Genomic DNA, 26,664 nt, shown 5'->3' with positions numbered 1-26,664 from the left:
CGGATGCGCCGCAAAAGGGTGCCGTGATCAGCGGCATTCCGGCGGCGACGGCCGACGGCATGGTGTTCCACGCCGGGACGGCTCAGAACGCAGATGGCGCAGCGGTGGTATCCGGCGGACGTGTGCTGTGCGCGGTCGGTCTGGGCGACACCGTGGCTGATGCGCAGGCGCGTGCTTATGCGGTTGCAGACCAGATCGAGTTTGACGGTTGCCAGCTGCGCCGCGACATCGGCTACCGCGCCATCGGACGCTAAAGCAGTAACCGGCCTGGCGCTTCTTCTCCCGTTGCCGGGAGAGGAGGTGCCAAGCTTCTGTTGCCGGGTTTTACCATTTCCCGCTCCCCTCTTGCTGGCTATCCCCGTTACAATGTCGTCTTCATCAATTGGGCGATTTCATCTTGCAGATCAGAAAGTTTCCCGCCGCTAGCCTGCTGGCTCAGGCGCGTGCGGCTTACCGTGAGGGCGGGGTGATTGCCTACGCCACCGAATCCTGTTTCGGCCTGGGGTGCGATCCGCTTAATGCGCGCGCGGTGCGCCGGGTGATTGCGCTCAAGGGCCGGCCCAACCACAAGGGCCTGATCGTGGTGGCGGCGAGCCTGGAGCAGTTGGCGCCGCTGATTCGCCCGCTGTCTGCTGCCGAGCGTGAAACCGTGATGCGCTACTGGCCCGGGCCGACTACCTTTTTGATTCCGGCCTCGCCCAAGGTATTGCCGCTGTTGCGCGGCCGGCACCAGAAAATTGCCGTGCGGGTTACGGCGCACCGTGAAACCGCCAGCCTGTGCCATGCGCTGGGCCCCCTGGTGTCGACCTCGGCCAATCTTGCCGGGCAAAAGTCGCTGCGCACCTCCGCGGCTTGCCAGCGTACTTTCGGCGACACGGTGCTGACCCTGCCCGGACGTGTGGGCAAGCGGCGCAAGCCTTCTACCATCATCGATCTCGAAAGCGGCCGCGTGCTGCGTTAAGCCTCAAGGAACTACCATGCAGGAATTTTCCGTCGTCAGTCTCATTCTTCACGCCAGTCTGGTGGTTCAGCTGGTTATGGCCGGCCTGGTGCTGACCTCGGTGTTGTCGTGGGCGCTGATCTTCAACAAGATCGTTACCCTGCGTAGCGCCAAGCGTGATACCGAAACCTTCGAACGCGCCTTCTGGAGCGGAACCGACCTGAACCGCCTGTATGAGGACGCCACGCGCAAGCACGAGCGCGGCAGCATGGAGAATATTTTCCAGGCCGGCTTTGCCGAATTCTTGAAGCTGCGCGGGCGCCCGGGCACCGAACTGTCCGACATGATGGACGGTAGCCGCCGCGCCATGCGCGCCACCGCGCAGCGCGAGCTGGACATGCTGGAAAGCCACAATGCCTTTCTGGCTACCGTCGGTTCGGTCAGCCCTTATGTCGGCCTGTTCGGCACCGTGTGGGGCATCATGCATGCCTTTATCGGCTTGGGTAACGCCGGTCAGGCCACGCTGGCGACGGTTGCGCCAGGCATTGCCGAGGCGCTGATCGCCACCGCCATCGGCCTGTTTGCCGCCATTCCGGCGGTAGTGGCCTATAACCGCTTCGCCACCGATGTCGACCGTCTGGCGACACGCTTTGATACCTATATGGAAGAGTTTTCCAACATCCTGCAGCGGCTGGCGACGCGCTGAACTCTCGGGGCTCGGGACTCGTGGTCCGCAGCTGAGTCCCGGTTACCGGATCCCGACGTCCCTTATATGAAAGCCTCCATGACCGCTGCCCCCGCTCCCAATCGCCTGCTGCTGATTGCCTCCTTCTTCTGTCTGTACGTGATCTGGGGCTCGACCTATTTCGCCATCCGCATCGGTGTCGAATACTGGCCACCGTTCATGATGGCCGGGCTGCGTTTCCTCACTGCTGGCCTGATCCTGATGGGGGTATTGCTGCTGACCCGGCAATGGGCGCTGCCGTCGCTGGCCGAGCTCAAGGGTGCGGCCATTCTGGGCGTACTGATGCCGGGGGTCGGCAACGGGCTGGTGACGCTGGCGGAAAAGGATGTGTCCAGCGGTGTGGCCGCGCTGGTGGTGGCGACGGTGCCGCTGTTCGCTACCCTGTTCGCGCAAGGCTTCGGCCAGAAGGCAAGAAAGCTGGAGTGGGCCGGCATTGCGCTGGGTTTTGCCGGCATGGTGTTTTTGAATCTGGGTGCCAATCTCAGGGCCAGCCCCGAGGGCGCCATCCTGCTGCTCTTGGCATCGGCCGGCTGGGCACTGGGCTCGGCCTGGAGTCGTCACCTCAAGCAGCCGCCGGGCATCGCTGGCAGCGCATGGATGATGGTGTTCGGCGGCGGCTCGCTATTGATCGCCAGCCTGCTTAAGGGCGAGGAGCTCACCGCCATGCCGCCGCTGCAGGGTTGGCTGGCGATCGGCTATCTGGTGCTGTTCGGCTCGATTGTCGCCTACAGCGCTTATCTCTATCTGCTGAAAAATGTCTCCGCCGCCGCTGCCACCAGCTACGCCTATGTGAATCCGATTATCGCGGTGCTATTGGGCGTGGCCTTTCTGGGCGAACACGTCGGTGCGCATGAGATGGTGGCGATGGCCATCATCGTCACCGCGGTGTTGCTGATCAGCTGGAAGAAAGGGTAGGGAGAGTTATTGTAATGGTTGGCTGCCCAAACTTTCGACGCCACCAGACGATGCTGGCGTCAGCATCGCCGCGAACTCAGGGCGCTGACCGGCGTGAGCCCGCAACGCAAATGACAAGGGGTGGCTTAGCCACCCCTTCGCCTTAAGCCAGCGCCGGAATACGCTCGCGCAGTACCCGCACCCAGTCTACTTGCTGCCAGTCGCTACCCATGCCAAGCACCTGATAACTATCACGCCCGAAGCGCGCATCCAGCTCTACCAGCACCTGATACCCCATCCCGTCCGGCACGAACGTCAGCTCTATTTCCTGCAGTTGCCATTGCGCGCTATAGGGACGCAGCTCCAGCTCCTGATAACACCCCAGAGTCGTGGCTACATGGGCTGCGTGTGCTGTGCCGGCCTCGACATCGGTACGGTACAGGCCCCAGCCTAACACCTCGAATGCCGACAGCAGCGCCTGCATCTGCGCCGGTGGTGCCACCTCCAGCCAGTCCCGGTCATTACTGTCCAGCGCCTGTGCGATCGCCAGATCAGTGTGTATCCACACCGCCACCGGCCGGCCGTGATGGGTCAGCATATTGACCGGCGTCTCGCGCGGCAATTGCAAGCTGAACGGCAACTCCTTCTGTTCCCCCGCCGCTATCGTCAAGCGTTCGGCTACCCGTAGCACGCCCAGCGCCCGCGCCTCCCTGTGCTCACTATCTCCCGACTCAACCTCGACTTCGGTCATCAGTACCAGCTCTATCTTCTCGATATCTTGACTCGCCTGACCACCGCTGATCACGACGCGCCCGGTCAGGGTCGCGCCCGGCATCAGTTGCGAGTTATCCAGCCGGGTATCCACTTTGGCGCCGCCAACACCCACTGCAGCGAGTAATTTCTTGAACATGTCACACCTTTTTAACGAGCTGTTTTAGATACGGGATGGCCCCGATACTCGACAGACTCCCACTATTCATGGCAGTTCCAGCCATTTCATGACATTAATTGCCTCGAGTACCGATGCACCCCCGCAATACGATCAGACCGATACACAGAATATGCCCATGAAACACGCAATCACCGGGGGAAGCCAGCGCCAGATCGAAAGTGGTAATTGCCGCCTCTACGCGCGAACAGTGTTGGGACAGCGGCTAAGCATCTACCGCCCTTTCCACTGCGGCAAACCACCCTCTACGCTATCCCACTCGAAGTAGGGCCCCGGATCGGTCTTTCGGCCGGGGGCGATGTGTTCGTGGCCGGTGATGGCCACCAGCGGCAGCGTGTCGCTTAGCCGCGCGATCAGCCGGTTCAGCGTCGCATACTGGGCCTCACAAAACGGCTCGAAGTCCGAGCCTTCCATTTCTACCCCGATCGAAAAGTCATTGCAGCATTCGCGTCCGGCAAAGCTGGATACGCCGGCATGCCAGGCGCGCCGAGTCACTGGCACGAACTGCAAGAGCTCGCCATCGCGGCGGATAAAGAAATGCGCAGATACCCGCAAGTGGGCGATGGTGGCGTAGTAAGGATGTTCGGCCGGGTCCAGCGTGTTGGTGAATAGCTGGACGACGCCATCGCCGCCGTATTCATTGGGCGGCAGGCTGATATTGTGGATCACCAGCAAGCTGGGCTGCGTGCCCGGCGCGTAGTCGTTACAATTGGGCGAAGGCAGGCAGTGTGCCTGCTCCAGCCATCCATCAGGGGATAGTGTCAGTGCGGTATTTTGCTGCATGGTGCTATGTGCCCATTCTCACGGCTCGGGCTGGCCAATTTAGCCGAAATTGCAGCCGCAGTCTGCTAGGGTGCAAACCGGCATTCTTTTCAATTCTTCTCAAGCGCAGGAAAACACCATGTTGCCACTGAATGCATTGGGTCCGACCGGGCCTTCTTTTGATCAGCCACTGGAAATGCTGGAAGCCTGCCATGACAAGATCCGCCGTTTTTGCGACCAGCTGGAAAAGTTGCCGGCCTATGTGACCGAGCATGGGGTAAACGAGGCGGTGGTGAATACGGTGGATGCGGTGGTGCGTTACTTCGATATCGCCGGCCCGCAACACCATCAGGATGAAGAGGACGAACTATTTCCGCTTTTGTGGCAGAAAGTGCCTGCCGCATTGCCGCGGCTGGAGCAGTTGCAGGCCGAACACGGCTATCTGCTGTCGCGCTGGGAGGCGATACGCGATGATTTGCTGGCGCTGCGCAATGGCGATGCGACCGCCGTCAGCCGTATCGATGTGGTCGATTTTGTGCGCCTGTACCGCGAGCATGCCGTGATGGAAGAAGCCTGGCTGTTTCCCCTGGCTGCCGCCAGCCTGAGCGAAGAGGAAATGCGTGCCGCTGGCCAGCATATGGCCGCACGCAGACAGGGGTAAGGGCAGGGAGTGAGTAGTAGGGAGTAGGGAGTAGGGAGCTTACTCCCTACTCCCTATTTTCACGCCGTCAGTTGCAGCAGCGCATCAAACGCGTCGTCGAACAGCTTGAGGCCGTCGGCCTGCAGTTTTTCGCCGGCCGCATCGATATCGACACCGGCCGCCTGCACGTCGCGCAAGACCTTGAAGGCCTCATCCATGCCTGTAGCCAGCGTGGCGGCAGCGACGCCGTGGTCGCGGAAGGCGGCCAGGGTTGCATCCGGCGTGGTGTTGACGGTTTCGTCACCGATCAGGCTCTCGACATAGATCACGTCGGAGTAGGCCTTGTTCTTGGTACCGGTCGATGCCCACAGCAGGTATTGCGGGCGGGCACCGGCAGCTTTGAGCGCGGCGAATTCCTCGCCATGGAAGCGTTCGTGGTAGCGGGCGTAAGCCGCCTTGGACAACGACACCGCCGCCTTGCCTTGCAGCTCGGCCGGCAGCTGCGCATCCAGCAGCGAGTCGACGCGCGACAGGAAGAAGCTGGCCACTGCCTTGATATGTGCCAGCGGCTTGCCGTCGGCGTAGCGTGCGCTCAGGCCGGCAATATAGGCGTCCCACACTGCGTTTACCTGCGGCAGGGAGAACAGCAGGGTGATATTGACGTTGACGCCTTCGCGCGTCAGCACTTCAAAAGCGCGTATGCCTTCGGGCGTAGCCGGGATCTTGATCATCGCATTGGGGCGGGCAACTTCCGCCCACAGGCGGCGCGCGGCGGCGAGGGTGCCAGCTTCGTCGCGGGCCAGTTGTGGCGAAACTTCCAGGCTGACATAGCCGTCGGCACCGTCAGTTTTGGCGTAAAGCGGTGCGAGCAGGTCGCAGGCGGCCTGAATGTCGGGTACGACCAGCGCTTCGTAACGCGCTTCGGCGCTTAAGGCCACATCGGCCTTGAGGCGTGCCAGGTCATCCTGGTAGCGCGCATCGGAGGCGATGGCCTTATAAAAAATGGCCGGGTTGGAGGTGACACCGGCAATGCCGTCGTCGGCGAGCAGACGGGCCAGCTCGCCGGAGGCGATCAGTTCACGGGACAGATTGTCCAGCCAGATGCGCTGGCCGAACGGGATAATGGCGCGTACACGGTTCATGCTTGGGATCTTTTCGTCGGTTATGTCGGGCTATGCTAGCCGCGCCCCGCATGAGTGCCAAGCCTTGTCCATCATGGTTGTGGTGTAAATCCCCATTGGCATTGCTGCGCGGCATTTAAAATGCCAAAAGTCAGTCTTGATGCGCTGAATCGGTAGCCGTGGCGATATGTTCGCGCCCGAAGTTCACACTGAAGGTGCTGCCCTGTTCGGGCAGACTATGCACTTCAAGGCGGGCGCGGTGGCGGGCGACGACATGCTTGACGATGGCAAGGCCAAGGCCGGTGCCGCCGCTGGAGCGTGAACGACCCCGGTCGACGCGGTAAAAGCGTTCGGTCAGGCGCGGGATATGTTCGCGCGGAATGCCGATGCCGGTATCGGTGACGCTGAAGTGAGCACCATTTGCGTCCACCTGCCAGGCCAGCGTGATGCTGCCCCCTTCTGGGGTGTAGCGCACTGCATTGGACACCAGATTGCCGAAGGCCGAGTGCAGCTCCTGGCTATTGCCCCACAGCCAGTCGGGGCTGCGCTGGGCCAGCGTAATCTGGTGACGGCCGTGGGACAGGCCTTCAGCCTCGATCAGCAAGGTATCCAGCAGCGCATCCATATCGACCTTGTCGAACTCGACTGTTTTAGGTTCATTTTCCAGTTTGGACAGGACCAGCAGGTCTTCTACCAGTCGCTGCATGCGGCGCGACTGCTCCATCATCATCGGCAGGAAGTGCTTGAGGGTGGCGTGGTTGACTTCTTCCATATCCGACAGCGTTTCGATAAAGCCGCCGACCACGGTGAGCGGTGTTCTGAGTTCGTGCGACACATTGGCGACAAAGTCGCGGTGTACGGTCTGCACCCGCTCAAGCGAGGTGATATCGCGCGACAGCAGCATCTTGTGTGTGAGATCGAAAGGCACCAGCTGGATGGACAGCACGCGTTCGCGCGCATGGCCGGTCACCATGGTCAGCGGCTGGCTGAAGCTGCCGGCCGCCATATAGCTGTGAAAAGCGGGGTGGCGGATCAGGTTGAGCAACTGGCTGCCGACATCCCGTTCGCGCTCCAGCGCAAAATGCTCGACCGCCATCGGGTTCATCCAGTCGATGCGGTCGTGACCGTTCAGGACGATCACCCCGTCCGGCATGGCTTCGCCGGCATTGGTAAAGCGCTCCAGTGTGGAGGTCAGGCGTTTGCGGCTTTCATCCTGTTTGCGCGACTGGCGGTAAAGCGCCATGAAGATGCCGGACCATGAGCCATAGCCTTCCGGAATATGGCGGCTGCTGGGATGGTGCAGCCAGGCGGTGAGCCTTGCCACATGCCACAGATGGAAAAACAGCCAGATGCCGAGCAGAGCCAGCGCGCAGATCAGGGCGGCGGTCAGCCCCAGCACCAGTGCAAAAACCAGGGACAGGATGGTGATCAGTGCTGCGTAAAGCAGCGAGCGTTGCAGGAATTCGCGCAAAACAGTCTCACATCTGGGTAGAGAAACGGTAGCCGGTACCGCGCACGGTCTGAATCAGCGCATCGTGGCCGGTCGCTTCCAGTGCGCTTCTGAGGCGGCGGATGTGCACATCGACGGTGCGCTCTTCGACAAACACATGGTCGCCCCAGACCTGATCCAGCAACTGGGTACGCGAATGCACGCGCTCGGCATGGGTCATGAAGAAATGCAGCAGGCGGAATTCGGTCGGCCCCAGGTCCTGCGGCTTGCCGGCAATGGTAATGCGGTGGGTGACCGGGTCCAGGCGCAGGCCGTTGACCTCGATGGCGTCATCGGTCATCTGCGGTGCACGCCGGCGCAGCAGTGCCTTGATGCGGGCCAGCAGTTCGCGCGGCGAGAACGGCTTGGTGATGTAGTCGTCGGCGCCGGTTTCCAGCCCGGCGACCTTGTCCTGCTCGTCCGAGCGTGCGGTGAGCATGATGATGGGAATGGTGCGGGTGCGCTCTTCGGCGCGCAAGCGCCGGGCGATATCGACGCCGGAGGCGCCGGGCAGCATCCAGTCCAGCAGCACCAGATCGGGCAGTGCCTGCCGTATCATGGCATGTGCGGCTTCAGCGCTATCTGCGCGCAATACATGATGGCCGGCTTGGGTCAGGTTGAAGGCGATCAGTTCCTGAATGGCGGGCTCGTCTTCGACGAGCAGGATAGTAGCTGGCATAAATAGGCGTCCCCGATCTCTGTTCGGTACAAGGATAGGGATAAAGCATGACATCAATATGACAGTTTGACGCAAAAGCGTGGAATGGGGAATAGCAAGCATGTACTCGCGGAGGATGGATTTGGTGTTTTGGGAACGGGGAGCCGGGATTCGGGACTCGTGGTGTTGACGTGGTTTGGTGGGTTCTAAACACTGAAACCCGAGTCCCGAGTCCCGAGTCCCGAGTCCCGAGTCCCGAGTCCCGAGTCCCGAGTCCCGAGTCCCGAGTCCCGAGTCCCGAGTCCCGAGTCCCGAGTCCCGAGTCCCGAGTCCCGAGTCCCGAGTCCCGAGTCCCGAGTCCCGAGTCCCGAGTCAGTGCTTGATCATCACATGCCGCACCACGCTGTAGTCTTCCAGCGCATAGACTGACATGTCCTTGCCGTAACCCGACTGTTTCAGTCCGCCATGCGGCATTTCGCTTGCCAGCATAAAGTGGGTGTTGACCCAGGTGCAGCCGTATTGCAGGCGGGCACTGGCATCCATGGCGCGGCCGATGTCGCGTGTCCATACACTGGAAGCCAGGCCGTAGTCGGAGTCGTTGGCCCAGGCGATCACGTCGTCGTTGTCGTCGAACGGTGTCATGCTGATCACCGGCCCGAACACTTCGTGCCGTACGATTTCATCGTGCGGGTGCGCGCCGGCCAGCACCGTGGGCTGGAAGAAGTTGCCAGGCCCGCTGATGCGGTTGCCGCCGGTCAGGCATTCGATATGGCGGTTGGCGCGGGCGCGCTCGACATAGCCTTCGATGCGCTCCAGATGCCCGGCACTGATCACCGGGCCCATTTCCACCCCTTCTTCGCGCGGGGTGCCGACCTTGATGCCGGCTACGGCATCGGCCAGATCGGCGCCGAAGTTCTCGTATACCTTTTTATGTACATACAGGCGGCAGGCGGCGGTGCAGTCCTGCCCCGCGTTATAGAAGCCGAAGGCACGCACCGCGTTGATGGCGGCATCCAGATCGGCATCGGCATGGATGATGACCGGCGCCTTGCCGCCCAGTTCGAGGTGGGTGCGCTTGATGCCGTGCTGGGCGGCCGCCAGTACATGGTGGCCGGTGGCGATGCTGCCGGTGACCGAGACCATGCGTACGCGCGCATCGCTAATCAGCGGGCTGCCGACTTCGGCACCACGGCCGAATACCACATTGACCACGCCGGGCGGGAAAACATCGGCGAGAAAGTCGCATAGCCTGAGCGTGGTCAACGGTGTCAGCTCGGAAGGCTTAAGCACCACGGTGTTGCCGGCAGCCAGCGCTGGCGCCAGCTTCCACGCCGCCATCATCAGTGGATAGTTCCATGGCGCGATCGAGGCCACCACGCCGATGGCGTCGCGGCGGATATAGCTGGTGTGGCCGGGCAGGTACTCGCCGGCTGCCGTGGCGTTCAGGTTGCGGCAGGCACCGGCAAAGTAGCGGAATACATCGACAATGGCCGGAATCTCGTCGGCCAGCACCGTGGCGTAGGGCTTGCCGCAGTTGGCCGACTCCAGCATGGCCAGCTCTTCGCCGTGGGCGAGCAGCTTGTCGGCCAATGCCAGCAGGTGTTCGCTGCGCTCTTTCGGCGGCGTGGCACGCCAGGCATGAAAGGCGTTTTCGGCGGCCGCTACCGCCGCTTCGACCTGTTCGGCGCTCGCTTCGGCGATATGGGTCAGCACTTCACCGCTTGCCGGCGAGCACACCGCCAGCGATTCCCCTTGTCCGGCAACGCGTTCGCCGGCTATCAGCATTCTGGTCTGCATGGTTTCTCCTGTTATTTCCCGCCGCCGGCGGTGTCGGTTGTGTCTCGGGTCAGATACCACGCCCCCAGTATCGGCAAGGTGGTAATCAGCATCACGGTCATGGCCACCACATTGGTAATCGGTACATCACGCGGCCGCCCTAGCTGGTTCAACAGCCAGATAGGCAGCGTCACTTCTGCGCCTGCGGTAAAGGTGGTGACGATGATTTCGTCGAAGGACAGGGCAAAGGCCAGCATGCCGCCGGCCAGCAAGGAGGAGGCCAGACCCGGCATCACGATGTGGCGAAAGGTCTGCCAGCTGTCCGCCCCCAGATCCATCGAGGCTTCGATGTGCGACATCGGCATGCGCCGCAAGCGCGCCACCACATTGTTGTAGACCACCACCACGCAGAAGGTGGCGTGCCCCACGATAATGGTCAGCAGGCCGGGGTTGATATCGGCCACTTTAAACGCCGTCAACAGCGAGATGCCAGTGATGATGCCGGGCAGGGCGATGGGCAGCACCAAGAGCAAGGTGATGGCGTTTTTACCGAAGAAGGGGCGTCGCGATAGTGCCATAGCCGCCAGCGTGCCCAGGGCCAGGGCCAGCACGGTCGCGGCGCTGGCGACTTTAAGCGATAGCACGATGGCGGCGAAAATATCCGGCCTCGCCCAGGCATCGCTAAACCAGTGCAGGGTAAAGCCCTGTAGCGGGAAGGAGAACGCGCTCTCTTCGGTATTGAAGGCGTAGGCAAAAATTACCAGCAGCGGAAAATGTAGGAAGGCGAGGCCGCCATAGGCCGCCAGGCGCAAGGCCCAGGGTGTACGCTCAGAGTGCATCGAAAGCCCCCAGTCGTTTCGAGATCGCCAGATAGATGCTGATCAGCACAATGGGCACGACGGTGAAAGCCGCCGCCATCGGCATATTGCCGATCGAGCCTTGCATGGTGTAGACCATATTGCCGATATAAAGGCCGGACGGGCCGATCAGCTGCGGGATGATGAAGTCGCCCAGCGTCAGCGAGAAAGTGAAGATGGAGCCGGCGATCACGCCCGGTATCGCCATGGGCAGGATAACGTAGCCAAAGGTCTGCCATGGGCGCGCGCCCAAGTCGCTGGAGGCGGCGATCAGGTTTTCCGGCACCCGCTCCAATGCCGCCTGTATCGGCAAAATCATGAACGGCAGCCAGATATAGACGAACACCCAGAAACGGCCGAAGTTGGAGGTGGCCAGTGTGGTGCCGCCCACGTGCGGCAGCGCGAGCATCCACTCGTAGGCCGGGGTAATGCCCAGCTTTTCGATCAGCCACCAGCTGATGCCGCCCTTGGCCAGCAGCACGGTCCAGGCATAGACCTTGACGATATAGCTGGCCCACATCGGCAGCATCACCGCCACATAGAAAAAGGCCTTTTCGGCCCCGCGTGCATGGCGCGCCATATAGTAGGCCAGCGGAAAAGCCAGTATGGCGCTCATCAATGACACCGCTAGTGCCATAAACAGTGTGCGCAGGATGATGTCGAGATTGGTGCTGTCGAATAGCGCCTGATAATTGGCCAGCGTCCAGACCGGCGTCACCTGCATGGTGAAGTCGTCGAAGGTGTAGCCGCTTTGCAGCACCAGTGCCAGTAGCGAACCCAGATAAACCACGCCGAACCACAATAGCGGCGGTGTCAGCAGCAATAGCAGGGTCAACACCGGCTTGCGGTAGAGCAAGGCCGAGATCCGCCGTCCCAGCCCGTTTTTTGCCGTTGTGCCGTTTCGGGTGATGGCCATGCTGCTCATGCCGCCTCCGTGATCCAGTGCATGGCATCTTCGCGCCATGCCAGTTCGACTTCGCTGCCGATAAGGGGCAGCGCGCTACCGAAGCTGGGGGTCAGCGCGGTCAGTACCGCCTTGTCCGCCAGCTCGACCTCGACGCGGTTGACTGCACCGAGAAAGGCGATGTCGCGCACCACGCCTTTGGCGCGTACGGCATGCTCTGTCGTGACGCCTGCGCAACCGAGCTGGATGCGCTCGGGGCGGATGGCGAATATACGGCGCTGGCCGGTGAGGCTTTGCGCCAAAGGCGCATCGACCACATTGCTGGTGCCGACAAAATCAGCGACGAAGCGGCTGGCCGGCTTGTCGTACAGATCCTGCGGCGTGGCGATCTGCTCGATGCGGCCCTTGGCGAAAACGGCCACGCGATCCGACATCGACAGGGCTTCGGACTGGTCGTGGGTGACAAAGACAAAGGTGATGCCCAGCTTGCGCTGCAGGCTCTTTAGTTCGCTTTGCATCTGCTCGCGCAGCTTAAGGTCGAGCGCGCCCAGGGGTTCGTCCAGCAGCAGGACGCGCGGGCGGCCGACCAATGCGCGCGCCAGTGCCACACGCTGGCGCTGGCCGCCGGACAACTCGCCCGGTTTGCGGCTGCCATAGTCGGCCAGTGCGACCATGGATAGCGCCTCTTCGGCACGCGCCAGACGTTCCTTCTTGCCGACACCCTTGACCATCAGGCCATAGGCGACGTTATTCAGTACATCCATGGTGGGAAAGAGCGCGTAATCCTGGAATACGGTATTCACATCGCGCTCGAAAGGCGCCAGCGCACTGGCGTCCTGGTCGGCGATCAGGATACGGCCCGAGCTTGGCAATTCAAAGCCGGCAATCAGGCGCAAGCAGGTGGTCTTGCCCGAGCCGGAAGGGCCTAGCATGGAGAAAAACTCGCCTTCGTTGATGGTGAGCGAGACATTGTCGACGGCACGCATCTGGCCGAACAGGCGGCTGACGTGGTCGAAGGTGACGGCGTGGGGCATGATAGGCAGCCTCATAAGTGCGCTTTGTGTGTACATCAACCCAGATGCAAAGTAGCGGGTGTTATATGCTGTGCCGCTGTTGTCGGCAGCCACCTGCCCCGTAGGCGCGAGCCGGGCAAAAGTTTGGCCCCAAGGTTTTAAGCCGCCTCCTGTTTGAGCGATTTGCGGTAGCAAATCGCGAGTTTGGCGGCGCCTTGGGGGCGAATTTTTGCCCGGGGGTTCGAGCGGCTTCGGGTCGCCTTTTCCTTGGTTTCTTCCTTTTGGCGAGACAAAAGGAAGAAACCCGTCCGCCGCGCGGAAGCGGCAGGAAAAAAACATCCGCGCAGCGGATACGTACTTATTTGCCGCCCATCACGCCGATGTAGTCGCGGGTCCAGGTGCTGTACGGTACGCAGCTGCCTTGCGACGCGCATTTGGCTTGCGGTGTCTTCCAGAAGTGCACCTTGTCGAAGCGCTCGAAGCCGTTGGTCTTGCAGACATCGCTGCCGCCCGGTGTTTTTTCCTTGCAGGCAGCCGGAGTGACCGGGTTGGAACCGAACCATTCGGCCAGTGCCGACTGCAGCTTGGGATTCAGCGAGTATTCCATCCACTGGTAGGCGCAGGACGGGTGTTTGGCATCGGCGTGCAGCATGGTGGTATCGGCCCAGCCGGTGACGCCTTCTTTGGGAATGGTCGATGCAATCGGCTGTTTCTCGCCCTTGAGCGCATTGACCTGATAGTCCCACGAGCCCGAAGCGGCCACGCCTTCGTTTTTGAAATCGCTCATCTGCACGGTCGCATCGTGCCAGTAGCGGTGCTTGAGCGTGTTTTGCTGCTTGAGCAGCTTGATCACTTCGGCGTACTGCTTTTCGTTCAGCTCGTACGGGTCTTTGATGCCGAGATCCGGACGTTTGCTTTTCAAATAGAGCGCAGCATCGGCGATATAGATCGGGCCGTCGTAGGCCTGGATGCGGCCTTTGTTCGGTTTGCCGTCGGGCAGGTTTTGCGGCTCGAATACCACGGCCCATGAGGCCGGCGGGGTCTTGAAGATCTTGGTGTTGTACATCAGTACATTCGGGCCCCACTGATAGGGCACGCCATAACTCTGACCGGCTACCGTATACCACGGCGCACCCTGCAGGCGCTTGTCGACCTGCTTGTAGCTTGGAATCAGCGCAAGATTGATCGGCTGCACCTTCTTGCCGTACACCAGACGCAGGCTGGCATCGCCGGAGGCGGTGACCAGGTCGTAGCCGCCTTTATTCATCAGGCTGACCATCTCGTCCGAGGTGGCGGCCGTCTTGACGTTGACCTTGCAGCCGGTGGCCTTTTCAAACGGCGTCACCCAGTCATAACTCTTGTCCGACTCGCCACGCTCCAGATAGCCGGGCCAGGCGATGATGTCGAGCCGGCCTTCGCCTTTACCGATCTGGCTAAGGGGAGCGGCGATGGTGGTGAGGGTGGTGGCGGCCAGTGTCAGGCCAATCAGCTGCGGGATCGCTCTCATGAATTTCGTCTCCGATTTTTTAAGGCAAAGGCAAGCATGCCTGCGCATCTTCGTGCGCATGTCATGTGTTTAATTTATCGGGCACAGCAGACGAAAAAGAAAGTTTCTTGTGGATTTTTTGTGCGGGGCAAAGACGGGGGGGCGGGCGGGCTGTCGGATTTTTGCAGCAAAAAAGCAAGCCACATCCTGCGGGGGAATGTGGCTTGCTTGATAGTGGGTGCGGCTGTTTAAAAAATCGACCGCAATTAAAGCTCGACCTGGGCGCCCAGTTCCACCACCCGGTTGGTCGGGATCTGGAAGAAGTCGGTCGCCTTGAGCGCATTGCGGCTCATGCCGACAAACAGTTTTTCGCGCCAGCGCGCCATGCCCGGCCTGTCGGTCGAAATCAGCGTCTCGCGCGACAGGAAGAACGAGGTATCCATCACCTCGAAAGCCAGGCCCTGCTCCGAGCACTGGTCGAGGATGGCGTTGACGTCGGGCGTTTCCTTGTAGCCGTAGTCGGCCAGCACCTGCCAGAACGACGCCGACAACTGCTTGATCTGCAGACGCTCTTCGGGATCGACATAGGGCTCGTCCTTGGTGCGTATCGTCAGCAACACCACGCGTTCATGCAGCACCTTGTTGTGCTTGAGGTTGTGCAGCATGGCATGTGGCACGCCATGGCTGGAGCTGGTCATGAACACGGCGGTGCCGGCCACACGGGTCGGCGGGTAGGCTTCCATATTCTCGATAAAGCCATCCAGCGGCAGAGCCTGTTCATCCAGCCGCTGCATCAGAATTTCGCGGCCACGTTTCCAAGTGGTCATCAGGATGAACATCACGGCACCGATTGCCAGCGGCAGCCAGCCGCCGGCGGTAATCTTGTGGATATTGGCAGCAAACAGCGGCACATCGATGAACAGGAATAGCGCCGTCATCGGTACCACGGCCCACAATGACCAGCGCCAGTTGCGGTAGGCAACGGTAGCGGCCAGCAAGGTGGTGATGACCATGGTGCCGGTTACCGCGATACCGTAGGCCGCGGCGAGATTGCTGGAGCTGCCGAAGGCCACCACCACGATGATGACGGATACCAGCAAGGCCCAGTTGATCATCGGGATATAGATCTGACCGATTTCCTTTTCCGAGGTCTGGCTGATCGAGATGCGCGGGATATAACCCAGTTGTACCGCCTGACGAGTCAGCGAGAACACGCCGGAAATCACCGCTTGCGAGGCGATGACGGTGGCGAAGGTGGCCAGACCCACCAGCGGATACATGGCCCAGTCCGGTGCCAGATTGAAAAACGGATTTTTAACTGCGGCCGGCTCGGCCAGAATCAGTGCGCCCTGACCGAAATAGTTGAGCACCAGTGCCGGCAGCACTAGGCTGAACCATGCGCGGCGGATCGGGCTTTTGCCGAAGTGGCCCATGTCGGCATACAGCGCCTCGGTACCGGTAATGGCCAGCACCACCGAGCCCAGCGTCAGGAAGGCGATCATGCCGTTATCGACCATAAAGCGCACACCCCAGACCGGGTTGAGTGCGCCCAGTACCTCGGGGTTGGTGATGATGCCATTGATGCCGAGTGCACCCAGCGTCAAAAACCAGATCCCCATCACCGGCCCGAACAGCGTGCCGACGCGGGCGGTGCCGTGTTTCTGGATCAGGAACAGACCGCTGAGTACCGAAAGTGAAATCGGCAGGATGTAAGGAGTGAGCGTAGGGGTGATCACTCCCAGTCCCTCGACGGCGGAGAGTACCGACATGGCCGGCGTGATGATGACCTCGCCGAAGAAGAAGCCGGCCCCCATGATACCGATCACCATCAGCAGCCAGCCGGGGGTTCCGGCTACCTTGCGTTTGGATAGCGCCATCAGTGTCAGGATGCCGCCTTCGCCACGGTTGTCGGCCATGAGGACGAAGGCGAGATACTTGATGGAAACGACCAGAATCAGTTCCCAGAATACCAGCGACAGTACGCCCAGCACATTGTCGTGGGTAGGCAGCAGTCCGTAGTGGCCGGAAAAGCATTCTTTCAGGGTGTAGAGCGGGCTGGTACCGATGTCGCCATAGACGACGCCCAGCGCGGCCAGCGTGATGCCGGCCATGGCTTTATTGTTGTGAACCTGCATAGAAACCAGACTTAACCGTGATTGGGAAGGTTGCAATGCAGCAACCCATAATGAATAGCGCGCAGCTTACTCTCAAGCATTCGGTGCGCCAAGTATCGCCTGCAGCGTAGCAGAAAATTTTCCCTGGGCTATGGCCGGGGCCTTGCGGCCCTCCCGCCGCAAGGGGGGAGGGACTGCCTGATCAGAACAGCTTATCGTAAGCCTGCAGCAGGCGCTGGTGCAGCTCCAGCCCTTCGAGCGCCAGGCCCGGCGAGGACAGGCCGAAGAAGCGTTCGCGTCGTGCCAGCAGGTCTTCGGCCAGCGCCAGTGTGTCTGCGCCATACAACAGCGCCAGAGAAGGACGGAAGTCGCCTTCGCCATCCAGATCGAGCAGGGTCTCGATGCAGCGGTAGACGTGGTAGCGCGAGTCGGCAATCTGGCGGAAGTGGTGTATCCATTCCAGTCCTTCGCGGATGGCAGCCTTGTCGCCGCAAGCCAGCGCCAGCAGGGTTTTCAGCTCGCCCATGCGCAGGGTTTTCCAGGCCGAGCCTTCCGGCACAGCCAGGCCCAGAATCTCCCACAGCGAGCGGTGGTCGGCCAGACCCAGCACCTGCAGTTCGCGCAGCAGTCCGGTACAGGCCGCCTCGTCCAGCGCATGCAGATTCAGGATGGCGGGGCGGACGCTGTTGCCCACGCTATTGTTTTCCCACTCCAGATCGTCGACCTGATAGATCTCGGACATGCCCGGCACCAGAATGCGGCAGGCGTAGACACCCAGTTCGGTGAAGTCGGAGACATAAATCTCGAATTCGTCCTCGTGGATAATGGCGCACAGACACTCGTAATCCTGCTGCGTGCTGCCCTTGAAATCCCAGTCTTCGAAAGCAAAGTCAGGTTTGGCCGCGAGGAAGGGCCAGCCTATGATGCCGGCCGAGTCGACAAAGTGGGTTTCCAGATTGGACGGGCTGGCGACTTCATCCATATCCATGCCCGCTTCCGGGACGCCGGCCAGTGCATCCAGCGCGCGGCCCTGCAGCAGTTCGGTCAGCGCGCGCTCCAGTGCCACTTCGAAGCTTGGGTGGGCACCGAAGCTGGCGAAGACACCCTGATCGTGCGGGTGCAGCATGGTGACGTTCATCACCGGATAGCGCCCGCCCAGCGAAGCATCTTTTACCAGAATGCCGAAGCCGGCGTCGCGCAGGCCCTGGATGCCGGCGGCGATGCGCGGATAGCGGGCAATCACATCTTCCGGCACATCCGGCAGGCAGATGCCTTCGGCGATGATGCGGAACTTGATATGGCGCTCAAGGATTTCCGACAGCGCTTGAGTGCGCGCTTCCGGCTGGGTGTTGCCGGCAGACATGCCGTTGCTGACATACAGGTTGCCGATGATATTGACCGGTATCCAGCTTTGCTCGCCGTCCGACACGCGGGTGTAAGGCAGGGCGCAGATGCCGCGCCCGCCATTACCGGAATTGAGGTCGACCAGCGTGGCCGCCTCGATGGCGTCGTCCGGGTTGTAGAAGGCCAGCAGGTCTTCGTTCAGCAGGCCCTCGGGCCAGCTGCCGTCTTGTGGCAGCGTGAACCAGCGTTCTTGCGGGTAATGGACGAAGGGGCGATTGGCGCGTTCTTCACCCAGATAGAAATGGGTCCAGAAATAATGGCAGGACAGGCGCTCGAACATCTCGCCCAGGGCGCTGGCACGGGCTGCCAGTTCGCTCGCCCCCTTGCCGTTGGTAAACAGCAGCGGGCAGTCGCGGTCGCGGATATGCACCGACCAGCAGTTGTCGACCGGATTGAGCCAGGACACTTCCTCGATATTGAAGCCGCGCGCAGCCAGTTTGCCCTGCATGGTGGCGATGGAGTCTTCGAGGGCGGCGTCTTTGCCGGGGATGAAATGTTGCATGATCGGTACTTCCTGCGGGGAGATGCTTAAATGGTCGCGCAGCTTAGCACGCAGGCCGTCAGGCAGGGAAACCGGATGGCGCAGACCGGCTCAGCGCACACCCGGCTTCCACCCTTGGCCCCGCCGGCGCTACAATCGCGCTATCTAACGCAATTTCAAGGATGTTTCCCCATGCGCGCTTCGCAGTTCTTCATCTCTACCCTGAAAGAGGCTCCGGCCGATGCCGATATCGTCAGCCAGAAGCTGATGCTGCGTGCCGGCATGATCCGCAAGGTAGGCGCCGGCATCTATAGCTGGATGCCCATGGGTCTGCGTGCCTTGCGCAAGGTCGAAGCCATCGTGCGTGAAGAAATGAACCGTGCCGGCGCCATCGAAATTTCGATGCCGGTGGTGCAGCCGGCGGCTCTGTGGCAGGAAACCGGGCGCTGGGACAAGATGGGCGAAGAGCTGCTGCGCTTCAAGGACCGCCACGATCGCGACTTCGTGATCCAGCCGACCTCGGAAGAAGTGGTGACCGACATCGTGCGCGGCGAACTGAAAAGCTACCGCCAGCTCCCGAAGAATTTCTACCAGATCCAGACCAAATTCCGCGACGAGCGCCGCCCGCGTTTCGGCGTGATGCGTGGCCGCGAATTCACCATGAAGGACGCCTACTCCTTCGACCGTAGTGCCGAAGATGCGCTGAAGAGCTACGACAATATGTTCGCCGCCTACCAGCGCGTGTTCGACCGCATGGGCCTGACTTACCGCGCCGTGGCGGCCGACACCGGCGCCATCGGCGGTGACCGCTCACACGAGTTCCAGGTGATCGCGGACACCGGCGAAGACGCTATTGTCTACTGCCCCGATTCTGATTACGCCGCCAATATCGAGCTGGCCGAAGCGCTCGCCCCGGCCTGCGCACGCCAGGCGCCAGGCGCCGAGATGCAGAAGGTTTCCACGCCGGGCGTGAAAACCATAGACGAGCTGGTGGCTTTCCTGTCTTGCGACATCAAAGAGACGGTCAAAGCGGTGGTGGTCGAAGGCGACGGCGAGGACAAGCTGCCAGTGCTGCTCTTGGTGCGCGGCGACCATGAACTGAATGAAATCAAGGGCGAGAAGCTTGCCGGTGTGGCCAAGCCGCTGACCTTTGCTGCGCCCGAATCCATCGTCGCCGCCTTCGGCGCCCAGCCGGGCTCGCTGGGGCCGGTCGGTTTCAAGGGCAAGATCTACGCCGACCGCAGTGTGGCGGTGATGGCTGACATGGTGGTGGGCGGTAACGAGGATGACGTGCATCTGATCGGCGTCAACTTCGGCCGCGACCTGCCCGAGCCAGAAGTTGCCGATATCCGTAATGTGCTCGAGGGTGATGCCTCACCGGATGGCAAGGGTGTGCTGGCCATTCAGCGCGGCATTGAAGTGGGCCATGTGTTCTATCTGGGGACCAAGTACTCGAAGGAAATGGGCGCGACCTTCCTCGATATGGACGGCAAACCCAAGCACTTTGAAATGGGCTGCTACGGTATCGGTGTATCGCGCATTCTGGGCGCGGCCATCGAGCAGAACCACGACGAGCGCGGCATTATCTGGACCGATGCACTGGCGCCATTCACCGTGGTGATCGTGCCTATGGGCATGAAGCGCAGCGAAGCCGTGGCCGATGCGGCCGAGGCCTTGTATCAGGGCCTGCTGGCCAAGGGGGTGGATGTGCTGTTGGACGATCGTGACGAGCGCCCGGGCGTGCTGCTGGCCGACTCCGAGCTGATCGGCATCCCGCACCGCGTGGTGATCGGTGACCGCAGCCTGAAGGAAGGCAAGGTCGAGTACCAGCATCGCCGCGATGCCGACAAGACCGAGCTGGCCGCCGCCGATGTGCTTGACTTCATGTTCGGCAAACTCGGCATTTGATGCGTTACGCCGCCATCAGCCTGTTGCTTGCCACGCTGGTGATGCCGGCATGGGCGGGTGCGCAGCGCGAGGAAGATCTGTCGCACACCGTCGCTTCGGCCTTGCGCCGCAGCGTCGGTGACGTCAACGCGCCGCGGCTGGTGTTCGACAATCCACGCGAAGGGCAGGCCTGGTTGGCAGAGATGTCGCGGCGGCTGGAAAAACGCATACCGGATGCGTGGACGCGCGAGCGTCTGCTGACCGCCATCCACTACGAAGCGACCCGCGCTGGTCTCGATCCGCAGATGGTACTGGGCCTGATTCAGGTGGAGAGCGGTTTCAAGAAATATGCGGTCTCCAGTGCCGACGCGCGGGGCTTGATGCAGGTGATGCCGTTCTGGACGCGCAGCATAGGCACACCCGAGCACAACCTGTTCGATCTCACCACCAATCTGCGCTACGGCTGTGCCATCCTGCGCCATTACATCGACCGCGAAAAAGGCAATCTGTTTCTGGCCTTGGGACGCTACAACGGCAGCCGTGGCCGCGCCGAGTATCCGGACATGGTGCGGGGTGCATGGCAGAAAAACTGGTCGTGGTCGCCTCCCGCTACGCTGCGGCAGACCTCTTTGCCTTAGAAACCCGCCAATGGCGGGTTTTTTTATGCAGATAGCGCTTCTCTAGTCTCTGGGTTTTTTCCCTGTGTTTTCAATAGCCTGTGATGAGCCATCGTTAATGGCATCTATAGTCATGCACATATGGCATTTTTATGTAATTATGCGCGAGTTTGATAAATAACAACCTTGATTTGCAGAATTGAAGGGAAGCCGGATGCTGAAAAAGATGACCATAGGCCAACGCGTAGCTTTGCTGGCCTGCAGCCTGCTGCTGTTCGTTGCTATGCTGGGTGGCGTCGGTCTGGCTGCACTGTACAAGGTTGATGTCAATATCGAGGAGTTGCTGGATAACGACTTCGCATTCAGCCGGCAGATGGACCAGCTGGAGAGCGATATGCTGCGCGTGCGCCAGGCGGAGAAAGACGTTCTGTTGAGTCTGGGTAATCCGGTGGATAGCGAAAAAACGCTGGCCTCGACCAAGGTCAAGTTCGACAAGAGCGTGGCGGCGCTGAGCGCAAGCGTCAAAGAGGCACGCACCCTGATGCGTCTGGCGGATAAGCAGGGCGAGCTTGCTGCGCTGGAGGGTAATATTGACGCCTATCGCCAGGGGATGGAGGCGCTGTACCTGAAGCTGCAATCGGGCGAAATTACCCAGGCCAACCATGCCGATGCTGCGATTGCGCCGTTCAAGACCCAGCTATATGCCTTGCGCGATCAGGTGGAAGCCTTGCGTGAACTGGCCGATGGCTATATCGATGAGGCAGATGGCAAGCAGGAAGAGATGCTAGGCCAGATCCGCAACGTCATGCTGGGTGCGCTGGCGTTGGCACTGATCTTGGGGGTGTTGCTGGCGGTGCTGATCGTGCGCTCTATCACCCGTCCGCTGGGTGTGCTGCAAGCGAGCATGCATCAGGCGGCGGCACAGAATGACCTGACGATACGGGTCGATACCTCGGGGCAGGATGAAGTCAGCGCGACGGCGCGCGCACTGTCCACTTTGCTGGCTAATCTGTCGACTTTTGTCGAGCGTACCCGTAGCGATTCGCAGCGTGTCAGTGCGACCTCCCGCTCGATGTCGGACGTTGCATCACGCATTACCGAAGCGTCTAACGAACAGGCGGATGCCTCGTCGTCGACGGCTGCCGTGGTCGAACAGATGACGACAGGCATCGCCCGTGTGGCCGAGCACGCGTCGCAGATGGCAGGCGAAGCGCGCTCCAGCATGGAAATGTCGGTCGAGGGCAGCCGCGTAGCCGGTCAGGCTGCGGCGGAAATGGCGGAAATCGCCAAGGTGATCCGCATTTCCGAAGGCAGTATTGCCACGCTGAGCCAGCGTTCCAGCGAGATCGGCAGCATTGTCGGCGTGATCCGCGAGATCGCTGAGCAGACCAATCTGTTGGCGTTGAATGCTGCCATCGAGGCGGCGCGTGCCGGCGAGAGCGGGCGTGGTTTTGCCGTCGTCGCGGATGAGGTGCGCAAGCTGGCCGAGCGCACCGCGCAGGCGACCAATGAAATCTCGTCCAAGATTTCTCTGGTGCAGGGCGAAACCAAGACCGCTGTTGCCAGCATGCAGCAGGCGGCCGGGCAGGTCAGCAGCGGGGTCGAACTGAGCCGTACCGTGGCCGACACGCTGGAGATGCTACGCGAACTATCGGCCCAGGTACTGGGCAAGACCGACGAGATTGCCTCTGCGATGCTGGAGCAGAGCCATGCCAGCCAGGAGGCGGCGCGCAGTGTGGAGCACATTGCCCAGATGAGCGAGAGCAATAGCCGCTCGGTGGCCGAGTCGGCCACCATGGCTAGCGAGCTATCCAAACTGTCCAGTGAACTGGACTTGGAAATCGGTCGTTTCCGTACCTGACCCCTGTTCTTTAAGAGGCCGGCTTGCCCGGCCTCTTAATCCTTTTGCGCCAGCAATAGCTTCTTTAATAGCGCCGCCAGTTGCACGCGTTCGGCTTGATCCAGCGGCTCCAGCAGTTCCGCCTCGGCGGCCAGATGGTGGCTGACTGCATCTTCTATCACCGTAAGCCCCTTGTCTGTCAGCGTGACAATGACACCACGCCTGTCGTTCGGGTCAGTGCGGCGTGTCACCAGCTCTGCCTTTTCCAGCCGGTTGATACGGTTGGTCAGCGCACCGGACGAAATCAATACCATATTCTGCAATTGCCCCGGCGACAGCTGGAATGGCGCACCCGCACGCCTGAGTGCGGCCAGTACATCGAATTCGCCGACATTGATCTGGTGTAGCGCCAGATCCTGCAGCACGCGGCGGGTGATGAAATATTCCATGCGTGCAATGCGGCCGATGACTTCGGTCGACGAGGGATCAAGGTCGGGACGGACCGCGCGCCACAGTGCAACGATCTGGTCTATCTGGTCGGGGGTAGAGGTGCTCATACAGGCAGACTCAGGGTGGATTAACAATGTCGTAAGCTTAACATGTACGGGTTTTTTTGCGTCAGATGAAGAATTTTGATAGAAAGATTCTTTGTTTGAAAATATATAACGATGAAAACAGCCATTCGCGGCGCGCTGCTCACCTTCAAGGACGATCCGTTTGTGCGCGACATGCAGGATTGCATGGTGTTCGAAGAAGACGCCATCGTGGTGATGGAAGACGGCAAGATTGCCGCTGTCGGCCCTGCCGCCACCCTCCTGCCTACCCTGCCCGCAGGGCTTGAAGTCACGCGCTATACCGACAGCGTGATCCTGCCCGGCTTTATCGACAGCCATGTGCACTATCCGCAGACCGAGATGATCGCCGCCTACGGCGAGCAGCTGATCGACTGGCTGAACAACTACACCTTTATCACCGAGCAGGGTTTCGCCGACAAAGCGCACGCCGCCGAAGTCGCGTCGGTGTTCCTGAAAGAACAGCACAGAAACGGCGTCACCAGTTCCTGTGTGTTCGGCACCGTGTTCCCGCAGTCGGTGGATGCGCTGTTTGAAGAGGCTGCCCGCTACGATATGCGCATCATGGCCGGCAAGGTGTGCATGGACCGCAATGCGCCCGCTGCTTTGCTCGACACGCCGCAGCGCGCCTACGACGAATCCAAGGCGCTGATAGAGCGCTGGCACGGCAAAGGCCGCGCCGAATATGTGATCACCCCGCGTTTCGCGCCAACGTCGAGCCCTGAGCAGCTGGAAATGGTCGGTGCGCTGGCGGCAGAATTCCCGAGTACGCTGATCCAGTCGCACCTGTCGGAAAACCGCGGCGAAGTCGAGTGGGTGAAGTCGCTGTTTCCCGAGTGCCGCGACTATACCGACGTCTACCACCGCTTTGGTTTGCTGCGCGAACGCGCGATCTACGGCCATGGCATCCACCTGTCCGAGGCCGAGCTTGAGGTGTTGTCCGGCACCGGCACGGCTATTGCGCACTGCCCGACCTCCAACTTCTTCCTTGGCTCCGGCTGTTTCAACATCAAGCAGGCGCGCGATGCGCGCCATCCGGTCAAGGTGGGTCTGGCGACCGATCTTGGCGCCGGCACCAGCTTTTCCATGCTGCAGACCATGAACGAAGCGTATAAGGCGGCACAGCTGAACGGTTTTGCACTGTCTGCCGGCCATGCCTTCTATCTCGCCAGCCGCGGCACCGCCGAGGCGCTGGGCCTGGCGGACAAGATAGGCAGTATCGAAGTGGGCAAGGAGGCCGACCTTGCCGTGTTGAACCTGAAGTCGACGCCGATCATCGAGTACCGCATGAAGTACGCGCGCGATATCCACGAGGCCTTGTTCGTGCAGATGACCTTGGGCGACGACCGTGCCATCGCGGCGACCTATATCGCCGGCCGCCGGGTGCACGGTTGAGGCTGGGGAGTAGGGAGTGGGAATACTCCCCGTTCACTACTCCCCACTCCCTGTTTTTTAAAGAAACAGATAGCGCGCGATAAACAGGCCGGCGATCACCACGATGGGCAAGGACAGCTGCTTGCCCTGGCCGGTGGCCAGCTTGGTGATCACATAGGTGATGGCACCGAAGGCGATGCCGTCGGCGATGGAGAAGGTGAAGGCCATGGTGGTGATGCAGGCGATGGCCGGTGCGGTTTCGGTCAGCTCGTCCCACTCCAGATGGGTGAGGCTCCTGAGCATCAGGATGGCGACGTACAAGAGCGCCGGTGCAGTGGCGTAGCCCGGCACCATCGCTGCCAGCGGCGCGAATACCAGGGCGGCGATAAACAGGCCGGCGATGACCACGGCGGTGAGGCCGGTGCGGCCGCCGGCGGCGATGCCGGTGGTCGACTCGATATAGCTGGTGGTGCTGGAGGTGCCCAGCAGTGCCCCGGCGCTGATCGCGGTCGAGTCAGCCAGTAGTGCGCGCTTGAGGCGTGGCAGATGGCCGTCCTTGTCGAGGAAGTTGCCGCGCTCGGCAATGGCGATCAGCGTGCCCGAGGTCTCAAACAGACTCATCAGGAAGAAGGACAGCACCACGCCCAGCACCGCCGGATGCAAGGCTGCGAGGATGTCGGCCTTGAGGAAGGTCGGTGCCAGCGAGGGCGGGGCCGAGACGATGCCGCCATATGGCGTGTAACCCAGCGCCACCGAGATCGCGGTGACGGTCAGGATGCCGATAATGATGGCGCCAGGCACGCCGCGGCGGTCGAGTACCACCATCAGTAAAAAGCCGAATGCCGCCAGCAGTACCGATGGCGTGCCCAGCGGCCCCAGTGCCAGCATGGTGTCGGGGCTGGCGACGACGATGCCGGCCTGTTGCAGTGCAATCAGCGAGATAAACAGGCCGACGCCGGCCGAGATCGAATGCTTGAGGCAGGCGGGAATGGCGTTGACGAACCACTCGCGCACCTTGAACAGGCTCACCAGAATAAACAGGATGCCGGACAGGAACACCGCGCCCAGCGCTGTCTCCCATGGCAGTCCCATGCCCTTGACCAGGCCGAAGGCGAAGAAAGCGTTGATGCCCATGCCCGGCCCCTGGCCGATCGGGTAGTTGGCTAAGAGGCCCATCAGCAGGCAGCCGATGGCGCCGGCCAGACAAGTGGCGACGAACACGGCGCCATGGTCCATGCCGGCGGCGGCGAGGATGTCCGGGTTGACGAACAGGATGGCCGACATGGTGAGGAAGGTGGTGAAACCGGCGAGGATTTCGGTGCGCACGGACGAGCCTTGCGCACGGATGTGGAATAGCTTTTCCAGCATGCGTGATTTCCGGAGAGATTAAGGTGGGCAAAACCTGAGCTACAGTCAGGCGCTAGGCGGGCAGCCGGCAGATATCCGGCACCCGCTCCGTCGGGGCGCAAGTATAGAGGGGGAATGGGGAATGGGGAATGGGGAATGGGGCGTTCCCCCTTCCCTGTCATGCACTTACTTCAGGCACACCACCCGTGTTCCGGCCAGCCTGTCGTGCAGGCTGCGTTTTTCCGGGTCTATGCCGCGGGCGATAAAGGGTAGCGGCAACCAGACCAGGGCGAGCCAGAAAGGCGCGCTTTCTCCCAGACTGCGGCTCCAGCCTGCATAGGCCAGCGCCGGCACGCCGACAAACAGCGCCAGCGCAATCAGGTAGCGGCGCAAAGCCAGCGGCCAGTCAAGCGCCGCGCCATCGGCACGCACCAGCTTCAGACGCCAGGTTTTCATCGCCAGCGTCTGTCCGCCCTTGACCCAGCACCAGCCGTAATAGGCAAACAGCAGGCCGGCCAGCAAAAGGCGGAACAGCAACTCGGCCAGCGGGCTTGCGCCCAGCACGGCCTTGAGGGGGGTCAGCAGAGTGGCGATCGCCAAAAGTACGGCTGCGGTGAGCAGCACTTCATACAGCAAGGCGGCCAGCGTGCTCATGCCGGGCAAGGGCGCGGGACGAAAGTGCCATGCTTTGTGCCGCTTGTTGCGGACTGAACCCCAGCCAGTGGCGCAATAGATAGGCCTGCCGGTCTGCGTCCGGCAATAAGGCCAGCGCGGCATGGATGAGGGCAGGTGCT

The 26,664-nt window shown here is 61.3% G+C and carries 25 protein-coding genes; 9 read left to right on the top strand and 16 right to left on the bottom strand.

Annotated elements, in window-relative coordinates:
- The 4 genes from EGI20_RS07380 to yedA all read left to right on the top strand — a co-directional run.
- Positions 1-254, top strand: a 254-nt coding sequence (locus EGI20_RS07380) for a phosphoribosylglycinamide synthetase C domain-containing protein (protein WP_498630906.1), incomplete at its 5' end; no start/stop codon positions are given.
- A gap of 143 nt (positions 255-397) precedes the next feature.
- Positions 398-961 carry an L-threonylcarbamoyladenylate synthase type 1 TsaC gene (gene tsaC / locus EGI20_RS07375; RefSeq protein ID WP_498630904.1) on the top strand — a complete coding sequence of 188 codons (564 nt, stop codon included), beginning with the start codon at positions 398-400 and terminating at the stop codon, positions 959-961.
- A gap of 16 nt (positions 962-977) precedes the next feature.
- Positions 978-1,646, top strand: coding sequence for a protein TolQ (gene tolQ / locus EGI20_RS07370; protein WP_124735055.1), 669 nt, complete (start codon positions 978-980; stop codon positions 1,644-1,646).
- 78 nt (positions 1,647-1,724) lie between these two features.
- A complete protein-coding gene (gene yedA / locus EGI20_RS07365; RefSeq protein WP_498630902.1) occupies positions 1,725-2,600 on the top strand; it encodes a drug/metabolite exporter YedA in 876 nt (291 codons plus the stop codon).
- Positions 2,601-2,742: 142 nt separating this feature from the next.
- On the opposite strand, the gene EGI20_RS07360 is transcribed toward yedA, so the two are convergent.
- Together EGI20_RS07360 and ampD are read right to left on the bottom strand one after the other, a co-directional pair.
- The gene (locus EGI20_RS07360) at positions 2,743-3,489 is read right to left on the bottom strand and encodes a sporulation protein (protein ID WP_498630900.1); all 747 of its coding nucleotides are present in this window, start codon (positions 3,487-3,489) and stop codon (positions 2,743-2,745) included.
- A 252-nt stretch (positions 3,490-3,741) separates the two neighbouring features.
- Positions 3,742-4,311: a 1,6-anhydro-N-acetylmuramyl-L-alanine amidase AmpD gene (gene ampD, locus EGI20_RS07355; RefSeq protein WP_498630898.1), complete on the bottom strand. Its 570-nt coding sequence runs from the start codon at positions 4,309-4,311 to the stop codon at positions 3,742-3,744.
- Positions 4,312-4,429: 118 nt separating this feature from the next.
- Between ampD and EGI20_RS07350 the strand changes: the two genes are divergently transcribed.
- Positions 4,430-4,951 (top strand): hemerythrin domain-containing protein, encoded by a 522-nt coding sequence (locus EGI20_RS07350; protein ID WP_498630896.1) that lies wholly within the window; start codon positions 4,430-4,432, stop codon positions 4,949-4,951.
- A 59-nt stretch (positions 4,952-5,010) separates the two neighbouring features.
- Here EGI20_RS07350 and tal read toward each other — a convergent pair whose 3' ends face one another.
- From tal to ycaO, 10 genes are all read right to left on the bottom strand, one after another.
- Complete coding sequence (tal, locus tag EGI20_RS07345) at positions 5,011-6,072, bottom strand: transaldolase (RefSeq protein ID WP_498630894.1); 1,062 nt, start codon at positions 6,070-6,072, stop codon at positions 5,011-5,013.
- 130 nt (positions 6,073-6,202) lie between these two features.
- Positions 6,203-7,522 (bottom strand): phosphate regulon sensor histidine kinase PhoR, encoded by a 1,320-nt coding sequence (gene phoR / locus EGI20_RS07340; RefSeq protein WP_498630892.1) that lies wholly within the window; start codon positions 7,520-7,522, stop codon positions 6,203-6,205.
- A gap of 7 nt (positions 7,523-7,529) precedes the next feature.
- The gene (gene phoB, locus EGI20_RS07335; protein WP_124735063.1) at positions 7,530-8,219 is read right to left on the bottom strand and encodes a phosphate regulon transcriptional regulator PhoB; all 690 of its coding nucleotides are present in this window, start codon (positions 8,217-8,219) and stop codon (positions 7,530-7,532) included.
- Between the two features lie 351 nt (positions 8,220-8,570).
- The gene (locus tag EGI20_RS07330; RefSeq protein WP_498630890.1) at positions 8,571-9,995 is read right to left on the bottom strand and encodes a gamma-aminobutyraldehyde dehydrogenase; all 1,425 of its coding nucleotides are present in this window, start codon (positions 9,993-9,995) and stop codon (positions 8,571-8,573) included.
- Positions 9,996-10,006: 11 nt separating this feature from the next.
- Positions 10,007-10,813, bottom strand: coding sequence for an ABC transporter permease (locus tag EGI20_RS07325; RefSeq protein WP_498630888.1), 807 nt, complete (start codon positions 10,811-10,813; stop codon positions 10,007-10,009).
- Positions 10,803-11,756 carry an ABC transporter permease gene (locus EGI20_RS07320; RefSeq protein WP_498630886.1) on the bottom strand — a complete coding sequence of 318 codons (954 nt, stop codon included), beginning with the start codon at positions 11,754-11,756 and terminating at the stop codon, positions 10,803-10,805. Before EGI20_RS07320 ends, EGI20_RS07325 begins: the two co-directional genes overlap by 11 nt.
- On the bottom strand, positions 11,753-12,769 hold the full coding sequence (locus EGI20_RS07315) for an ABC transporter ATP-binding protein (RefSeq protein ID WP_498630884.1): 1,017 nt from the start codon (positions 12,767-12,769) through the stop codon (positions 11,753-11,755). Before EGI20_RS07315 ends, EGI20_RS07320 begins: the two co-directional genes overlap by 4 nt.
- A 337-nt stretch (positions 12,770-13,106) precedes the next feature.
- Positions 13,107-14,255 carry an ABC transporter substrate-binding protein gene (locus tag EGI20_RS07310; protein ID WP_498630882.1) on the bottom strand — a complete coding sequence of 383 codons (1,149 nt, stop codon included), beginning with the start codon at positions 14,253-14,255 and terminating at the stop codon, positions 13,107-13,109.
- A 245-nt stretch (positions 14,256-14,500) separates the two neighbouring features.
- Positions 14,501-16,369: a low affinity potassium transporter Kup gene (kup, locus tag EGI20_RS07305; protein WP_498630880.1), complete on the bottom strand. Its 1,869-nt coding sequence runs from the start codon at positions 16,367-16,369 to the stop codon at positions 14,501-14,503.
- Positions 16,370-16,550: 181 nt separating this feature from the next.
- Positions 16,551-18,254 carry a 30S ribosomal protein S12 methylthiotransferase accessory factor YcaO gene (ycaO, locus tag EGI20_RS07300; RefSeq protein WP_498630878.1) on the bottom strand — a complete coding sequence of 568 codons (1,704 nt, stop codon included), beginning with the start codon at positions 18,252-18,254 and terminating at the stop codon, positions 16,551-16,553.
- 171 nt (positions 18,255-18,425) lie between these two features.
- On the opposite strand from ycaO, the gene EGI20_RS07295 reads away from it, so the two are divergent.
- From EGI20_RS07295 to EGI20_RS07285, 3 genes are all read left to right on the top strand, one after another.
- Positions 18,426-20,141 carry a proline--tRNA ligase gene (locus EGI20_RS07295; protein WP_498630876.1) on the top strand — a complete coding sequence of 572 codons (1,716 nt, stop codon included), beginning with the start codon at positions 18,426-18,428 and terminating at the stop codon, positions 20,139-20,141.
- Positions 20,141-20,758: a lytic transglycosylase domain-containing protein gene (locus tag EGI20_RS07290; protein WP_498630874.1), complete on the top strand. Its 618-nt coding sequence runs from the start codon at positions 20,141-20,143 to the stop codon at positions 20,756-20,758. The genes EGI20_RS07295 and EGI20_RS07290 overlap by 1 nt, the downstream gene beginning before the upstream one ends.
- Positions 20,759-20,951: 193 nt before the next feature.
- Positions 20,952-22,598, top strand: coding sequence for a methyl-accepting chemotaxis protein (locus tag EGI20_RS07285; protein ID WP_498630872.1), 1,647 nt, complete (start codon positions 20,952-20,954; stop codon positions 22,596-22,598).
- Between the two features lie 35 nt (positions 22,599-22,633).
- On the opposite strand, the gene EGI20_RS07280 is transcribed toward EGI20_RS07285, so the two are convergent.
- Complete coding sequence (locus tag EGI20_RS07280) at positions 22,634-23,134, bottom strand: MarR family winged helix-turn-helix transcriptional regulator (RefSeq protein ID WP_498630870.1); 501 nt, start codon at positions 23,132-23,134, stop codon at positions 22,634-22,636.
- Positions 23,135-23,245: 111 nt separating this feature from the next.
- On the opposite strand from EGI20_RS07280, the gene guaD reads away from it, so the two are divergent.
- A complete protein-coding gene (guaD, locus tag EGI20_RS07275; RefSeq protein WP_498630868.1) occupies positions 23,246-24,544 on the top strand; it encodes a guanine deaminase in 1,299 nt (432 codons plus the stop codon).
- A 57-nt stretch (positions 24,545-24,601) separates the two neighbouring features.
- On the opposite strand, the gene EGI20_RS07270 is transcribed toward guaD, so the two are convergent.
- The 3 genes from EGI20_RS07270 to EGI20_RS07260 all read right to left on the bottom strand — a co-directional run bounded on the left by EGI20_RS07270 (position 24,602) and on the right by EGI20_RS07260 (position 26,600).
- Positions 24,602-25,891, bottom strand: coding sequence for an NCS2 family permease (locus EGI20_RS07270; protein WP_124735076.1), 1,290 nt, complete (start codon positions 25,889-25,891; stop codon positions 24,602-24,604).
- Between the two features lie 165 nt (positions 25,892-26,056).
- The gene (locus EGI20_RS07265) at positions 26,057-26,524 is read right to left on the bottom strand and encodes an RDD family protein (RefSeq protein WP_498630866.1); all 468 of its coding nucleotides are present in this window, start codon (positions 26,522-26,524) and stop codon (positions 26,057-26,059) included.
- On the bottom strand, positions 26,496-26,600 hold the full coding sequence (locus EGI20_RS07260; protein WP_498630908.1) for a hypothetical protein: 105 nt from the start codon (positions 26,598-26,600) through the stop codon (positions 26,496-26,498). The genes EGI20_RS07265 and EGI20_RS07260 overlap by 29 nt, the downstream gene beginning before the upstream one ends.
- Positions 26,601-26,664 lie beyond the last annotated feature (64 nt).

The organism is Aquitalea sp. S1-19 (genome assembly GCF_024343515.1).
This window is presented reverse-complemented; position numbering and strand designations above follow the sequence as displayed.